The 13179-nt window shown below is 66.1% G+C and carries 18 protein-coding genes; 10 read left to right on the forward strand and 8 right to left on the reverse strand.

Features of this window, described 5'->3' with window-relative positions:
• Positions 1–74 precede the first annotated feature (74 nt).
• The 4 genes from VGV58_RS27125 (at position 75) to VGV58_RS27140 (ending at position 3270) form a co-directional block, all read left to right on the forward strand.
• Complete coding sequence (locus VGV58_RS27125) at positions 75–671, forward strand: isochorismatase family protein (RefSeq protein WP_326877177.1); 597 nt, start codon at positions 75–77, stop codon at positions 669–671.
• A gap of 148 nt (positions 672–819) precedes the next feature.
• Positions 820–2049 (forward strand): MFS transporter, encoded by a 1230-nt coding sequence (locus VGV58_RS27130; protein WP_326877178.1) that lies wholly within the window; start codon positions 820–822, stop codon positions 2047–2049.
• A gap of 245 nt (positions 2050–2294) precedes the next feature.
• Entirely contained in the window at positions 2295–2834 is a 540-nt protein-coding gene (locus VGV58_RS27135; RefSeq protein WP_326877179.1) for a hypothetical protein, read from the forward strand.
• A 64-nt stretch (positions 2835–2898) separates the two neighbouring features.
• The gene (locus VGV58_RS27140) at positions 2899–3270 is read left to right on the forward strand and encodes a hypothetical protein (protein WP_326877180.1); all 372 of its coding nucleotides are present in this window, start codon (positions 2899–2901) and stop codon (positions 3268–3270) included.
• A 15-nt stretch (positions 3271–3285) separates the two neighbouring features.
• Here VGV58_RS27140 and VGV58_RS27145 read toward each other — a convergent pair whose 3' ends face one another.
• Complete coding sequence (locus tag VGV58_RS27145; RefSeq protein WP_326877181.1) at positions 3286–3888, reverse strand: TetR/AcrR family transcriptional regulator; 603 nt, start codon at positions 3886–3888, stop codon at positions 3286–3288.
• A gap of 157 nt (positions 3889–4045) precedes the next feature.
• On the opposite strand from VGV58_RS27145, the gene VGV58_RS27150 reads away from it, so the two are divergent.
• From VGV58_RS27150 to VGV58_RS27165, 4 genes are all read left to right on the forward strand, one after another.
• On the forward strand, positions 4046–4252 hold the full coding sequence (locus tag VGV58_RS27150) for a hypothetical protein (protein WP_152017374.1): 207 nt from the start codon (positions 4046–4048) through the stop codon (positions 4250–4252).
• 461 nt (positions 4253–4713) lie between these two features.
• On the forward strand, positions 4714–5487 hold the full coding sequence (locus tag VGV58_RS27155) for a transporter substrate-binding domain-containing protein (protein WP_326877182.1): 774 nt from the start codon (positions 4714–4716) through the stop codon (positions 5485–5487).
• 178 nt (positions 5488–5665) lie between these two features.
• Complete coding sequence (locus tag VGV58_RS27160; protein WP_326877183.1) at positions 5666–6376, forward strand: ABC transporter permease; 711 nt, start codon at positions 5666–5668, stop codon at positions 6374–6376.
• Positions 6373–7089, forward strand: a complete 717-nt coding sequence (locus tag VGV58_RS27165; protein ID WP_326877184.1) for an ABC transporter permease — start codon at positions 6373–6375, stop codon at positions 7087–7089. Before VGV58_RS27160 ends, VGV58_RS27165 begins: the two co-directional genes overlap by 4 nt.
• A gap of 12 nt (positions 7090–7101) precedes the next feature.
• Here the strand turns inward: VGV58_RS27165 and map are convergent, their stop codons facing one another.
• Positions 7102–7854, reverse strand: a complete 753-nt coding sequence (map, locus tag VGV58_RS27170; RefSeq protein WP_326877185.1) for a type I methionyl aminopeptidase — start codon at positions 7852–7854, stop codon at positions 7102–7104.
• Positions 7855–8026: 172 nt separating this feature from the next.
• On the opposite strand from map, the gene VGV58_RS27175 reads away from it, so the two are divergent.
• On the forward strand, positions 8027–8893 hold the full coding sequence (locus VGV58_RS27175) for an NAD(P)-dependent oxidoreductase (RefSeq protein ID WP_326877186.1): 867 nt from the start codon (positions 8027–8029) through the stop codon (positions 8891–8893).
• Positions 8894–8896: 3 nt separating this feature from the next.
• On the opposite strand, the gene VGV58_RS27180 is transcribed toward VGV58_RS27175, so the two are convergent.
• From VGV58_RS27180 to VGV58_RS27200, 5 genes are read right to left on the reverse strand one after another with little or no spacing between them, the layout of a single operon-like run.
• Complete coding sequence (locus tag VGV58_RS27180) at positions 8897–9538, reverse strand: uracil-DNA glycosylase family protein (RefSeq protein ID WP_326877187.1); 642 nt, start codon at positions 9536–9538, stop codon at positions 8897–8899.
• Positions 9535–10005 carry a hypothetical protein gene (locus tag VGV58_RS27185; protein WP_326877188.1) on the reverse strand — a complete coding sequence of 157 codons (471 nt, stop codon included), beginning with the start codon at positions 10003–10005 and terminating at the stop codon, positions 9535–9537. The genes VGV58_RS27180 and VGV58_RS27185 overlap by 4 nt, the downstream gene beginning before the upstream one ends.
• On the reverse strand, positions 10002–10475 hold the full coding sequence (locus tag VGV58_RS27190; protein WP_326877189.1) for a hypothetical protein: 474 nt from the start codon (positions 10473–10475) through the stop codon (positions 10002–10004). Before VGV58_RS27190 ends, VGV58_RS27185 begins: the two co-directional genes overlap by 4 nt.
• The gene (locus tag VGV58_RS27195; RefSeq protein WP_326877190.1) at positions 10472–10936 is read right to left on the reverse strand and encodes a hypothetical protein; all 465 of its coding nucleotides are present in this window, start codon (positions 10934–10936) and stop codon (positions 10472–10474) included. The genes VGV58_RS27190 and VGV58_RS27195 overlap by 4 nt, the downstream gene beginning before the upstream one ends.
• A 2-nt stretch (positions 10937–10938) precedes the next feature.
• Positions 10939–11550 (reverse strand): glutathione S-transferase family protein, encoded by a 612-nt coding sequence (locus VGV58_RS27200; RefSeq protein WP_326877191.1) that lies wholly within the window; start codon positions 11548–11550, stop codon positions 10939–10941.
• A 226-nt stretch (positions 11551–11776) separates the two neighbouring features.
• On the opposite strand from VGV58_RS27200, the gene VGV58_RS27205 reads away from it, so the two are divergent.
• Positions 11777–12154 (forward strand): hypothetical protein, encoded by a 378-nt coding sequence (locus VGV58_RS27205; protein WP_326877192.1) that lies wholly within the window; start codon positions 11777–11779, stop codon positions 12152–12154.
• A 14-nt stretch (positions 12155–12168) separates the two neighbouring features.
• Here VGV58_RS27205 and VGV58_RS27210 read toward each other — a convergent pair whose 3' ends face one another.
• Complete coding sequence (locus tag VGV58_RS27210) at positions 12169–13089, reverse strand: AEC family transporter (protein WP_326877193.1); 921 nt, start codon at positions 13087–13089, stop codon at positions 12169–12171.
• Positions 13090–13179: the final 90 nt, after the last annotated feature.

A 13179-nucleotide genomic window follows, 5' to 3' on the forward strand; every position in this document is an offset into this window, starting at 1 on the left:
ACTCATAAATCTACAAACATGAGGATATCCTCATATAAAAGCCATCTCGGCCACGTTCCCTGACGGAGATACCGATGACGCTCCAGCTCGACCCTCGCAAAACCGCCCTCATCCTCATCGACATGCAGAAGGGAACGCTCGCCTTCCCGCTCGCACCCTATGACCGGACAACCCTCATCGCCAACACGGCCGCGCTCGGGCAGGCCTTCGCCAGGGCCGGCAGCCTGATCGCAACAGTCAGGGTCGCGTTCGCTCCCGATCGCTCCGACCTGCCGCCGCAAACCATTGATCACCCGATGATGCTGCCGCCGGGCGGCTTTCCGCCGGATTGGTCCGAGCTCACCCCCGAGATCGCCGCGCTGCCGGCGGCCGTTTCCGTCACCAAGCGGCACTGGAGCGCCTTCTACGGCACCGAGCTCGACCTGCAACTCCGGCGGCGGCGGATCGAGACAGTGGTGATCGGCGGCATCGCCACCAATTTCGGTGTCGAATCGACGGCGCGCGACGCCTGGCAGCACGGCTATGACGTAATCGTCGCCGAGGATGCTTCGAGCTCGGTCGGTGCGGAGCTGCACGCCTTCGCCATCGCCTCGACGCTGCCGCGCGTCTCGCGGGTCCGCAACATCGCGCAGATCATGGCTGCTCTCGCCCCTGTAGCCGCAGCGGCCTGACCGCCCGTCATGAATTGAGGTCATGCCACCTTTGCTCAGGCGCGATTGAACCGCATTTCGCTTGCGCACAGCGCATGACGGCCCCATTATGTTGCGGCGCGGCATGATTTCCGTGCCGCAACACAATAATCCATATCCGGATATCGTCATGAGCCTCTCGAGCACGGGAGACGCGTTCGCGCGCCCTGCCCGCTCCACTGCTGCGCCACGCGTCGGCCTCGTCCTGTTCGCTCTGGCGATGGGCGGCTTCGCCATCGGCACGGCCGAATTCGCGGTGATGAGCCTGCTGCCCTATTTCTCGGCGGGGCTGGGGATCGACGAGCCGACGGGCGGGCACGTGATCAGCATCTACGCCGCCGGCGTGGTGGTCGGCGCCCCGATCATCGCGGTTCTCGCGACGAAGCTGTCGCGCCGCACGCTCCTGATCGCGCTGATGGCGGCCTTCGCGCTCGGCAACGGGCTTTCCGCGCTCGCCCCCTCCTATGGCTGGATGCTGCTGTTCCGCTTCCTCAGCGGACTGCCGCATGGCGCCTATTTCGGTGTCGCGGCGCTGGTCGCGGCCTCGCTGGTGCCAGCAAACCGGCGCGCGCTCGCTGTGGCGCGGGTGATGCTCGGGCTGACGATCGCGACGATCCTCGGCGTGCCGCTGGCGAACTGGCTCGGCCAGGCGCTCGGCTGGCGCTGGGGTTTTGGCGTCGTCACCGCACTGGCGCTGACCACGATGGTCCTGATCGCGCTGTTCGCGCCGAAGGACAAGCCGCAGCCCGGCGCCAGCGCCTTGCGCGAGCTCGGCGCGCTGCGTCATCGCCAGGTTTGGCTGACGCTCGCCATCGGTGCCGTCGGCTTCGGCGGCCTCTTCGCGGTCTATACCTACATCGCCTCGACGCTGATCGAGGTGACGCAGGTCGCGCCGACGATGGTGCCGGTCGTGCTGGCGATCTTCGGCCTCGGCCTGACCTTCGGCACCCTGGCTTCCGCCTGGCTGGCCGACCGAATGCTGATGGCCTCGATCGCGATCATCCTGCTCTGGACCGCCGGCTCGCTGGCGCTCTATCCCTTCGCCGCCGGCAATATCTGGGCGATCTCGGTGGTCGCTTTCATGATCGGCTGCGGCGGCGGGCTCGGCACGCCCCTGCAGACGCGGCTGATGGATGTCGCACAAGACGCGCAGACCCTCGCTGCGGCCCTGAACCATAGCGCCTTCAACACCGCCAATGCGCTCGGCCCCTGGCTCGGCGGCATGGCGATCGCGGCCGGCTATGGCTGGACCTCGACCGGCTGGGTCGGCGCCGGCCTTGCGCTCGCGGGCCTCGCGATCTGGCTGGTGACGGCGTGGGATGCGAGGGGCCGAAGCAGTGAAGCAGCAGCTGAGGACTGAAGTCAGAACCGATCTGCCATTTTTAGGATATCGAGCGCCGCTATCGTCCTTCAATTGGGTCCGGCATCTTCAAGGGGCGGGTTTTCTGCGCCCGGCGTCGGAGCGATCCATGAAGCGGATCACTGCTTGACGCTGGCGGCCATGTCATAGTTCATCATATGCGGCAGCATGCCGCTACGGCATCCTGCTGCCGACGTCGCGCTTACCCTGACTATCCCCGCAGGATCATTCATGAGGCGCCCCGAATGCCTCTCGCGAGCAAGGTGTTGGCATTACTCCTGCCCGCCGCCCTGTGCCTGTCTTTGGCAGCGCCGCGTGCAACCCTCGCAGGCGAGCCCCGCTTCAGGGTCGTGATGAACTGGACCTCTGAATCGGTATCTCCTCCCAAGAGGGAATTCTGGAATCATTTCGACATCAATTTCGCCTTGATCGGCGGTCGTCAGGTCGAGGAGCGTGTCAATAACAATCCCTCTGCGTCTGACATATATGGCCGGAAGCAGACCAAAACGATCGCGCTCGGGGATGAGTACGCGGTCGGTCGCTGGCCTGCCGTCTGGCGGGTTCTGGATGACAAGACGCTGATCCGGATCGTGGCCTACCCGACCCACTCGTGGATCGTCCGGGTCAGCACGGATGGTCAATCGTCATGCACCGCCAGATTCGAGTGGCGGCTCAAGGAGGGGCTCACGGAATACCAGGGCTGGTCGGCTTCCCGAAAAACGACGACCCGCTACATCAACCCGACCGTGCGCAACTGGCGATGCGACATCCTGAGGCAGACATGAGCTTCTGCCTCATGCCGGCGACAGGCTGGTCTAGCGAAGCAACTTGATGGCCTGGGAGCGCTGCATGCTTCGGGCGTCCCTCGCTTCAATGATCGCGATCGCCGCGCTGACGATGTCGACGGCCGCATTCGCCGAGTGCCGCGTCACCGGGCCGAAATGGTACCTCCATACCAATGATAGGGTGACCCTCAAGGCCGAGATGGACTCGCAGGGCTGCGGCCATACCTATGCCGTCGCCGGCACATGGCGGATGGACAAGCTCGTGGTGATGAAGCCACCGTCGAACGGTCAACTGCGCCAGATCGGGGAAGTTACCTTCTACTACATTCCGAAAGCCGGCTTCAGGGGGACGGACAACTACGTCCTCTACATCTGCGGCAAGGATAGCTGGGGCTCCGGCTGTGCGCGGCTGAGCTATGAAGCGGCAGTCGAATAGGATGCGGCCAACAGCTCACGGCCCGCTCCGCGCCGCGATCAACCTCATCGCCGCCGGGATCGACGCCTGACCGGCATCGAGCTGGTCGGTCAGCACATAGAACCAGTTGAAGCCGATATAGAGAGAAAGCCTGGCCTCGACCTCCGCGGCCGGGATGTCGCCGCGCGCCACCGCTGCAGTGAAGAGACCGCGGACGTCCTGCAACCGCTCCGGCAGGAACTTCTCGCGCAAGGCAGCGAGCGCCTCGGGATCGCTCTGAGCCTCAGCCAGCAATGCCCGGAAGGTGCGTCCCGACGGGGTGCCGCACCAGAAGCTCCAGAGCGCGCTCGTGTGATCGATGAGGTCCTGGGCGAGATCAGCGCTCGGCACCGCCCTGATGCCTGCCTTCTCGGCGGCATAGACCTCCATCAACAGATCGGCGCGGTTCTTCCACCAGCGATAGATCGTCGGCTTGCCGGCGCCGGCGCGGCGCGAGACCGCATCGATCGAGAAGCCGGCATAGCCGTCCTCCGCCAGCACGGCGCGAGCGGCGGCGAGGATCGCCGCCTGCGAGGCCGGGTTACGCCGCGCACCGATCGAGGCGCGGCGAACCGGAGTTGCGGCTTTTGCGGCCTTCATCGTCGTTCCCTTTCGCTGCGGCCCCGCAGCAACGCTTTTGGCCCGCCCCGGCAAGCACGTTCCCTGCAAGCGCTATCTTGCAACAGATGACTTGATATCGAAACGATCCGTATCTATCAATAATAACGAAACGGAACGTTCCGTTATGGAGATGACCATGACCACCCTCACCCGCAACCCCATTCTCGCCCGCCTGCGCTTCCTGGGAACGCTGATGCTGGGCGCCTATCTGCTGATCAACGCGATCCTGGCCTTGCTGGCGCCGCTGACGTCCGGCTGGTCGACCTGGTCGGTGACGGCGCTCGCCGTGCCGCCGATGGTGCTCGGCATGGTCTATCTCGTCATCCCGATCGCCCGGCGCTGAAATAGCCGCCTACCTCGGCCCGAATCTGTCGCCGCCACAACAGATTCGGCTGCGGCCCAGCGCCGAGGCGACCCGCCTCGGCTGTTTGCACAGCCTTACCCTCTGGGAAACGAGGGGGAGCGCCATGAATGTGATCGTGTTCGAAGGGCAAGCCTGTGCGCCGAACGACGCGCCCGATCGGCTGCCGAATTGCTGCTGCGGCGCCTTCGCAGCAGGAGCGCGCTAACCCAAGCGACAAAATCCGTGTGCAGCCGCTTTGGCCGCGGCAGCGGAAATCCGTCGCCACCGCCTGTTTTCACCAACAAGAACAGCGCCTTGCCTTGCACGATCCTTGTGCGGGCATGATCGGAAAAGCTGCAAGAGCCTACTTGCGGCCCGCCCCGATGATCGCACAAGCTGTCGCGCACAAGCCGATACGGGAACTCGAAACGCCCGATCGGCCAGATCCAAGGGGAGGTCCCATGAAAGGTTTCGCAAAATTCATCGCAGCCGCGGCACTCACGGTCGCCGGCGCTACGGGCGCGCTCGCCCAGGCGAAGGAATGGAAGGAAGTCCGAATCGGCACGGAGGGCGCCTATCCGCCCTACAACAACCTCAACGCCAAGAAGGAGCTGGAAGGCTTCGAGATCGATTACGGCAACCTTCTCTGCGAGAAGATGAAGGTGAAGTGCAGCTGGGTGGTGCAGGACTGGGACGGCATCATCCCGGCGCTGCAGGCGAACAAATACGACATCATCCTCGCCGGCATGAACGCCACCGAAGAGCGCAAGAAGCAGGTCGACTTCACCACGCCCTATAGCAAGACCCCGATCTGGATGATCGGCCCCAAGAGCACGGCCTCGAACGACATCTCGCCCGCCACCCTGAAGGGCAAGTCGATCGGCGCGCAGGGCTCGACCATCCACGCCAATTATGTCGAGAAATTCTACAAGGACTCGACCGCGCGCCTCTATCCGACCCAGGAAGAGGCCAATCTCGACCTGCTCAACGGCCGTCTCGACTACATCGTCGCCGACGCGCTCGCCCTCGCCGACTTCCTGAAGGGCCAGGGCAAGGATTGCTGCAAGAAGATCGCCGAAGTCACCCGCGACGACGCGATCCATGGCGCGGGCGTCGCCGGCGCCGTGCGCAAGGCCGACACTGCGCTGAAGGAGCTGGTCAACAAGGCGATCGCCGAGACCGTCGCCGACGGCTCGCTGAAGAAGCTCGAGGCCAAGTGGTTCAAGTTCGAGTGAGCCAGCCCCGCTGACGCCTGCCCCGCCGGCTTGATCCAGGCCGGCGGGTTTTGGAGCAACCCCGCGCTTCTTCGCGCCGCGGACTATCTCCAAACCTTTGTATTGTCGCGTTTCCGGACGGCGAACCGGTACCCGCTTCGCCTGAAAACACTCCAGTTCCTCGCGCGCCGGCCCTCCCATGTTCGACAAACTCGCTCTGCTCGGCTTCGGCCCCGGCGGCTGGGGCTGGGCCCTGCTGCAAGGCGCGGCCAACACCATTTCGGTCGCGCTCGCGACCCTGCCCTTCGGCCTGGCGCTCGGCCTGATCATCGCCCTCTGGAAGCGCTCGGACAGCATGCTGTTGCGCTCGCTGGCGACGATCTACACCACCGTCTTCCGCGGCGTGCCCGAACTGCTGACGCTCTACATCATCTATTTCGGCATCCAGGTGCTGGTGCAAAAGGTCTGGAGCGGCTTCTCGATCCCGCCCTTCGTCGCCGGCATGGTCGCGCTCGGCATGGTGCTCGCCGCCTTCTCCAGCGAGGTCTGGGTCGGTGCGCTGAACTCGATCCAGAAGGGCCAGCGCGAGGCTGCCTCGGCGCTCGGCCTGTCGAAGGCGCAGGCCTTCCGCCTCGTCGTCTTCCCGCAACTGATCCGCGTCGCGCTGCCCGGCCTCGGCAACAACTGGATGGTGCTGCTGAAGGAGACCTCGCTGATCTCGGTGATCACGCTGCAGGACATCATGTTCATCGCAACGCGCGCCAATGTCGTGACCAAGGAGCCGTTCCTGTTCTTCGGCACGGCGATGATGCTCTACTTCTTCTTCTCGCTGGTTTCCGCCTGGGGCATCGGCAAGCTCGAACAGCGCACCAATCGCGGCTTCGCCGCCTTCGGCGGAGCGACGCGATGAACTGGTGCGAATATCCCGGCTACCTGATCGGCAGCGAGGTCCTGCAGAACTATGGCTGCCGCATGGCGAGCGGGCTGTGGATCACCTTCGAGCTGGTGGTGCTCTCGGTCGCGTTCGGCTTCGTCCTGGCGCTCGGCCTTGCCATCGCCAGGCTCTACGGGCCGCGCTGGGCGAAGCTCGCGATCCAAGGCTACACCACCTTCTTCCGGGGCACGCCGCTGCTCTGCCAGCTCTTTCTGGTCTACTACGGCTTCGGCCAGTTCCGGGTGTTCTGGCAGGATATCGGCCTGTGGTGGTTCTTCCGCGAGCCGTTCTATTGCGCGCTCTTCACCTTCACCATCAACACCGCCGCCTATCAGGCCGAGATCCTGCGTGGCGCCATCCAGTCGATCCCGCGTGGCCAGTTCGAAGGATCTCTCGCGCTCGGGCTGCATCGCTGGGCGACGCTGCGCCGGGTGATCCTGCCGCAGGCGATGATCCTGGCGCTGCGGCCGCTCGGCAACGAGCTGATCGTGATGATCAAGGCGAGCGCCATCGCATCGCTAGTGACGCTGTTCGACCTGATGGGCGCGACCCGCCTCGCCTTCGCCCGCTCCTTCGACCTCTCGATCTATCTCTATGCGGCGCTGATCTACCTCGCGCTGACCGAGATCATCCGCCGGGTCTGGGACCGGATCGAGCTCAGGCTGACGCGGCATATGGCGTTGAGATAAGCGCCTGACCGCTCAGCCCGATAGAGTCAGCACCAGCGGGCCGTTGGCGGTCGCGACCACAGTGTGCTCGTACTGGACCGTTGGCGCGCGCGGCTCGGAATAGAGGGTCCAGTTGTCGCCGTCGGCATGCTCGGCCCAGTCGGCGCCGAGCGACAGGAAGGGCTCGACCGTGAAGACCAGCCCCTTCTGCATGACACGGCGCTCCGAGCGCTCGGGCCAGGTGGCGATCTCCTTGGGCTCCTCGTGCAGCGAATGGCCGATGCCGTGGCTGGCCAGGTTGCGCACCAGCGTATAGCCGTTCTTCTGCGCGAAGCGGCCGACGGCCTCGCCGATCCCGGCGATCGGCTTGCCGGCGCCGACCTGGCCGAGCCCGGCCCAGAGCGCGCGCTTGCCGTCACGGCACAGCTTCTCGATACGACGATCGACCGGCGGCACCGTGAAGGACGCGCCGGTATCGGAGAAATAGCCGGCCTTCTCGGCGGAGACGTCGATGTTCACGAGGTCGCCCGCCATGATCCGGCGCTCGCCGGGAATGCCGTGGGCGACCTCCTCGTTGATGCTGATGCAGGTGGCGCCGGGGAAATTGTAGACGGTCTCGGGGGCGGAGCGCGCGCCGTGCTTTTCGAGCATCGCGCGGCCGATCGCGTCGAGTTCGGCCGTGGTGATGCCGGGTTCGAGCGCCTTGCCCATCGCTGCCAGCGTATCGGCGACAATGCGGCCGATCTCGCGCAGGGCCTGCAGCTCTTCGTCATTGGTGATGGTCATGCGAGGTTCCTGACGGATTTCGGCGAGGGCGGCAAGGCAGGGCGTGGCAGACTGCCCATGCGCGATCCCTGCGGAATCGCGATCACTGCTATCGCACCTGCATCGCTTCCCTCGCCTTCCTCGGCGCGGTAAAGCCGCAATGACCTTTCAGACGATTGCAGCGGAGCACCTCATGGCCAAAGTCGCTTTTCTCGGTCTCGGCGTGATGGGCTATCCCATGGCCGGCCATCTCAAGGCCAAGGGCCACGAGGTCACCGTCTACAACCGCTCGCCGGAGAAGGCACAGAAATGGGTGGCGCAGCATGGCGGCGTCTACGCGCCGACCCCGGCCCAGGCGGCCGAAGGCCAGGAGATCGTGTTCTGCTGCGTCGGCAATGACGACGACCTGCGTTCGGTGACGATCGGTGAAGGCGGCGCCTTCGCCGCGATGGGCAAGGGCACGGTCTTCGTCGACCACACCACCGCTTCCGCCAATGTCGCGCGCGAACTCGACGCGGCGGCGACCGCAGCCGGCTTCGGCTTCGTCGACGCGCCGGTTTCGGGCGGTCAGGCCGGCGCTGAGAACGGCGTGCTGACCGTGATGTGCGGCGGCGACCAGGCGACCTATGCGCGGGTTGAGCCGGTGATCGCCAGCTTCGCCCGCATGTGCCGGCTGATGGGCCCGGCAGGCTCCGGCCAGCTCACCAAGATGGTCAACCAGATCTGCATCGCCGGCCTGGTCCAGGGCCTGTCCGAGGGCGTCCACTTCGCCAAGCGCGCCGGCCTCGATGTCGAGGCGATGCTGGAGGTGATCTCGAAGGGCGCCGCCGGCTCCTGGCAGATGGAGAACCGCGGCAAGACGATGAACGCCGACAAGTTCGATTTCGGCTTCGCCGTCGACTGGATGCGCAAGGATCTCGGCATCGTGCTCGACGAAGCCCGCCGCAACCATGCCCGCCTGCCCGTGACCGCGCTGGTCGACCAGTTCTATGCCGATGTGCAGAAGCTCGGCGGCGGGCGCTGGGACACGTCGAGCCTGCTGAAGCGGCTGGAGCCGTAAGGCTCAGCCGACCAGCCGCGCTACCTCCTCCCGCAGCACCGGCACCAGCTCCGCCTCGAACCAGGGGTTCTTCCGGAGCCAGCCATTGTTGCGCCAGGAGGGGTGCGGCAGCGGCAGGATGCGCGGCCGGCGCTCCCCGGCGAAGATGCTGCGCCAATCGGCGACGGTCGCCGTCAGGTCGGCCGCCGCCTTCGGCCCGAGATGCCAGGCTTGCGCATAGCGGCCGATCACCAGGATAAGCTCGATCTCCGGCAGGCCCGCGAGCACCCGGCTTCGCCAGGCCGGCGCGCATTCGCGCCGCGGCGGCAAGTCACCGCCCTTGCCGTCGAGCCCGGGAAAGCAGTGCCCCATCGGCACGATCGCGACGCGTGAGGCCTCGTAGAAGCGGGCATGGTCGAGGCCGAGCCAGTCGCGCAGGCGGTCCCCGGAGCGGTCGGTGAAGGGCCTGCCGCTGGCATGGACCCGCGTGCCGGGCGCCTGGCTCGCAATCAGCAGGCGGGCGCTGGCCTCAGCCTGGATCACGGGTCTCGGCTCATGCGGCAGGCGCGGCAGATAGACCGGCTCGTCCCGGCAGATGCGGCAGGCGCGCAATTCGGCGAGGACATCGCCGAGCGCTTCGGGTGCATCTACCCCCTGCCCGCTCATCGCCCGGCCAGCCGCCCCCGGCCCTTTCCCTGCGAGATCAGCCCGTCGCAATACCAGGCCGGCACCTTGTCGGCATGCTTCTCGGGATCGCCCGGCTGGACAGTGAAGGCGCCGATGATGCTACCGCTGACGGCGCTGCGCGGCACGTATAGCGTGCCGCTGCGTTCGACAGTGAAGCAATAGGTCTGCCGCGTCTCGATCGGGCCGTAATAGTAGCAGATCGCAGCCTCAGTCGTGGTCCAGCAGGCATCGCGGTTCGGCGTCGCACGATCGCGATTGTAGCCGCTCACGCGCCCGTCCGGGTGATGGTACTCGCTGAAGGTCTCGCCGCTGCTGTAGCGCCCGGTCGCGGTATTGCCCTCGACGAGCTGGCGCATCTGCTCGCCGGTCAGCCGCTCGACGGCGAATGCCTCGCCCAGCCACAACAGCGAGAGCCCAGCAAGCAACACCAGCGCCAGAAGCCTCATCGCGAAGCGAGCCGCGACGACAGCGCCGGCGGGTGCGCCTGCGAAATCAAGCCGTCGCAATGCCAGGCCGGCGCCTTGTCGGCATGTTTCTCCGGATCGCCTGGCTGGATCGTGGCGATGGCGTTGATGCGGCCGGTCCGATAGGTCTGCAGCACATAGAGCGAGCCGCTGCGCTCGACGGTGAAGCAATAGGTCCGGCGGGTCGCGAACGGGCCGTAATAGTAGCAGACGGCCTCATCGGTCGTGGTCCAGCAGGCATCGGTGTTCTGCACATGCCGGTTATGCCCGGTCGCGCGGCCGTCCTGGTGATGATACTCGCTGAACGGCAAGCCGTTATTGTAGCGGCCGGCAACCGTGTTGCCCTCGAAGAGCTTGCGGATCTCCTGGCCGGTCAGGCGCTCGACCGCGAAGGCGCTCGTCGCCGAAACGCACAGCGCCAGCAGCGCCGCGATCCTGCCGGAGCGCCTCATCTGGCCGCCACGCGTCGCGACATCAGCGGACCCTGCGGGCCGCGCGAGATCAGCCCGTCGCAATACCAGGGCTTGCCGCCGTCGGTGTGGTTGCGCGGATTGGCGAGCTCGATGGTCGCCACCGCGTTGATCCGGCCATTGTCGAGATTGCGCAGGATGTAGAGCCGGTCGGTCAGCTCGACCGTGAAGCAATGCGTCGTGCGCTCCTCCGGCGGGCCATAGTAATAGCAGACGGCATCGCCCTTGGTGATCCAGCAGGCGTCGCGGTTCTCCTGCCAGCCATTGTTGCCGAGCGCCCGCCCGTCCGGGTCGTGGAACTCGGTGAAAAACCCGCCGCCAGTGTAGCGGCCGCTGACCGTGTTGCCGGTGAAGGCGCGGTTGATCTGCTCGCCGGTCAGCTTCTCCATCGCCGTCGCGGCGAACGGGAACATCAGAGCAAGCAGGATCAGCGGCAGGCGCATGATCAGACCTTCCAGCTCGGCCTGGCCGAGAGCTCGCCATGCCAGCGCCGGATATTGGCGAAATCCTCCGGCAGCGGGATGCGCGAAGGCTTCATGAAGTCGATGGCGATGCCGGCGGTGATGTCGGCGACCGTCAGTTCGTCGCCGCAAAGGAAGCGATTGGCGCCGAGTTGCAGGTCGAGCAGCACGAGATGGTCGTCGATCTGCTCGCGGCTGGCCTCGGCCCATTCCGGCACCTGGTCCTCGAGCTCGGCCATGGCGGGATGGCCGTGGCGGAACACCGCCGAGACCGCAGAGAACAGGCCGAGCTCGATGCGGCGATTCCACATCTCGATCAGGGCCGCTTCCTTGGGGGCGGCGCCGAACAGCGGCGGCGCCGGATGCAGGCTCTCGATATAGCGGCAGATCGCTATGGTCTCGGCCAGCGCCGTGCCGTCCTCCAGCAGCAGCACCGGCAAGCGCTGCGACGGGTTGATCCGGGTGAACTCCGGCGTCCGATGCTCCTTCCTGGCGATGTCGACCGGGATGAGCTCGGGCAGGGGCACGCCCTTCTCGGCGAAGAATATGCGGACCCGCCGCGGATTGGGCGCCCGCCCGCCATCATAGAGCTTCATGCCTTGCCTCTTCGCCCACGACGCCACAGCCGCATTCAGGGCGGCGAGCCTGCCCTGTCAAGACAAAGCCCGACAAGACGGCGCGAACATGGCTGCGACTCGCCACGCCCCATGACGCCGAAGCCCCGTGTCCACGACTGACTCGTGCGTTTGAATGACGAAAGCCGGCCCGTTTCCCTCTCCAATGCTCCAACACGCTCTGACATCGAGCGTTCGGAGGGACATCATGGCCAAGTTGACCGAGATCGCCAGCTTCGGCGGCCAAGCCGCCAGCGCTCCCTCGTTCGGAGAGAGATCCACCGCCAACAGCCATGAGTTCAACATCATCCTGATGAAGGACGGATGGGCTGAGCTCCAGGTCACGGCCTTGCAGGCCGATGTCTTCGTCTCGCCGACGAACATGAAGTTCTCGACCTGGGTGAACTCCGACGCGGACGATGTCAGCGTCAAGGGCAAGCTGAAGCTGCGCGTCCCCAAGGACGAGACCCGCACATTCTGGTTCACCGCCTCCGAGAGAGTGGGCGGCTTCCATACGACCTATCTGGTCACCGCGCCGAGAGCGGCCCATGCGAAGAAAACGAAGATCACCGTCGGCGTGATGTGAGCGGCACGGCAACTCTATCCAGGCGCAAGCAGGGTCAGCGCGAGCGGCACCGCAACCGCCGCCAGCACCGTCTGCAGCGCACAGATGCCCGCCATCAGCGGGGCATCACCACCGAGCTGACGCGCCATCACATAGGATGACGAGGCGGTCGGCAGCGCCTGGAACAGGATGGCCAGCGTCGCCGCCGGGCCACCGAGGCCGAAACCCTTCAGCGCCGCATAGGTGGCGAGCGGCATCAGCACGAACTTGACGACGGAGGCGACCAGCGCCGGCTTCAGGCCGCGGCCGAGCGCGCCCCAGTCGAGCGCCGCGCCGACGCAGAGCAAGCCGATCGGCAGCGAGGCCTGGCCGAGCGCCTTGAGGCAGCCCTCGACGCCGGGCGGGAGGCCGAGGCCGCTGAGCTGGATGGCGATGCCGAGCACGCAGGACATCAGCAGCGGGTTGAGGGCGAGACCGCGCAGGATGCCGCGCAGGGTCGGCTGGGCCGAGCCCCAGCGGGCGAAGACCAGGACGCAGAGCACGTTGACGGTCGGCACGATCGCGGCGTTGGCCACGGCCGCAAGCGGCAGGGCGGACGCCCCCAGCATGCTGCCGGCCGCACTCAGGCCGACATAGTTGTTGAAGCGGATGCCGCCCTGGAAGACCGAGGTGAAGGCGGCATCGCTGTAGCCGAGCCAGGGCTTCGCCAGGACGAGCACGGCGGCAACGGCGATGATCGCCGCGATCAGCGTCAAAGCCAGTTCGGCGACGGGCAGCCCCCTGAGATCGGCCATCGCCAGAGCGTGGGTGAAGAGCGCCGGCAACAGCACGTAATAGCTCAGCCGTTCCGCCTGCGGCCAGAACGAGTCCGGCAGGAAGCGCAGGCGCCGCATGGCGTGGCCGAGCGCGATCAGCAGGGCGATCGGCGCCAGAGCGAGCAGGATCGCGCCGATCATGCCGGGAACTCACAGACGGGTGGCCAAGCGGGCAGCAATGTCATGCGGTAGCGAATCCGGCGCGGGAGCGAGAAGAAGACGATCCTTCTT

The organism is Allobosea sp., assembly GCF_035944895.1.
GTDB lineage: Bacteria > Pseudomonadota > Alphaproteobacteria > Rhizobiales > Beijerinckiaceae > Allobosea.

Coding starts and splice junctions, on each gene's coding strand:
- VGV58_RS27125 (WP_326877177.1), top strand. CDS start 75: ATGACGCTCCAGCTCGACCCTCGCAAAACCGCCCTCATCCTCATCGAC.
- VGV58_RS27130 (WP_326877178.1), top strand. CDS start 820: ATGAGCCTCTCGAGCACGGGAGACGCGTTCGCGCGCCCTGCCCGCTCC.
- VGV58_RS27135 (WP_326877179.1), top strand. CDS start 2,295: ATGCCTCTCGCGAGCAAGGTGTTGGCATTACTCCTGCCCGCCGCCCTG.
- VGV58_RS27140 (WP_326877180.1), top strand. CDS start 2,899: ATGCTTCGGGCGTCCCTCGCTTCAATGATCGCGATCGCCGCGCTGACG.
- VGV58_RS27145 (WP_326877181.1), bottom strand. CDS start 3,888: ATGAAGGCCGCAAAAGCCGCAACTCCGGTTCGCCGCGCCTCGATCGGT.
- VGV58_RS27150 (WP_152017374.1), top strand. CDS start 4,046: ATGACCACCCTCACCCGCAACCCCATTCTCGCCCGCCTGCGCTTCCTG.
- VGV58_RS27155 (WP_326877182.1), top strand. CDS start 4,714: ATGAAAGGTTTCGCAAAATTCATCGCAGCCGCGGCACTCACGGTCGCC.
- VGV58_RS27160 (WP_326877183.1), top strand. CDS start 5,666: ATGTTCGACAAACTCGCTCTGCTCGGCTTCGGCCCCGGCGGCTGGGGC.
- VGV58_RS27165 (WP_326877184.1), top strand. CDS start 6,373: ATGAACTGGTGCGAATATCCCGGCTACCTGATCGGCAGCGAGGTCCTG.
- map (WP_326877185.1), bottom strand. CDS start 7,854: ATGACCATCACCAATGACGAAGAGCTGCAGGCCCTGCGCGAGATCGGC.
- VGV58_RS27175 (WP_326877186.1), top strand. CDS start 8,027: ATGGCCAAAGTCGCTTTTCTCGGTCTCGGCGTGATGGGCTATCCCATG.
- VGV58_RS27180 (WP_326877187.1), bottom strand. CDS start 9,538: ATGAGCGGGCAGGGGGTAGATGCACCCGAAGCGCTCGGCGATGTCCTC.
- VGV58_RS27185 (WP_326877188.1), bottom strand. CDS start 10,005: ATGAGGCTTCTGGCGCTGGTGTTGCTTGCTGGGCTCTCGCTGTTGTGG.
- VGV58_RS27190 (WP_326877189.1), bottom strand. CDS start 10,475: ATGAGGCGCTCCGGCAGGATCGCGGCGCTGCTGGCGCTGTGCGTTTCG.
- VGV58_RS27195 (WP_326877190.1), bottom strand. CDS start 10,936: ATGCGCCTGCCGCTGATCCTGCTTGCTCTGATGTTCCCGTTCGCCGCG.
- VGV58_RS27200 (WP_326877191.1), bottom strand. CDS start 11,550: ATGAAGCTCTATGATGGCGGGCGGGCGCCCAATCCGCGGCGGGTCCGC.
- VGV58_RS27205 (WP_326877192.1), top strand. CDS start 11,777: ATGGCCAAGTTGACCGAGATCGCCAGCTTCGGCGGCCAAGCCGCCAGC.
- VGV58_RS27210 (WP_326877193.1), bottom strand. CDS start 13,089: ATGATCGGCGCGATCCTGCTCGCTCTGGCGCCGATCGCCCTGCTGATC.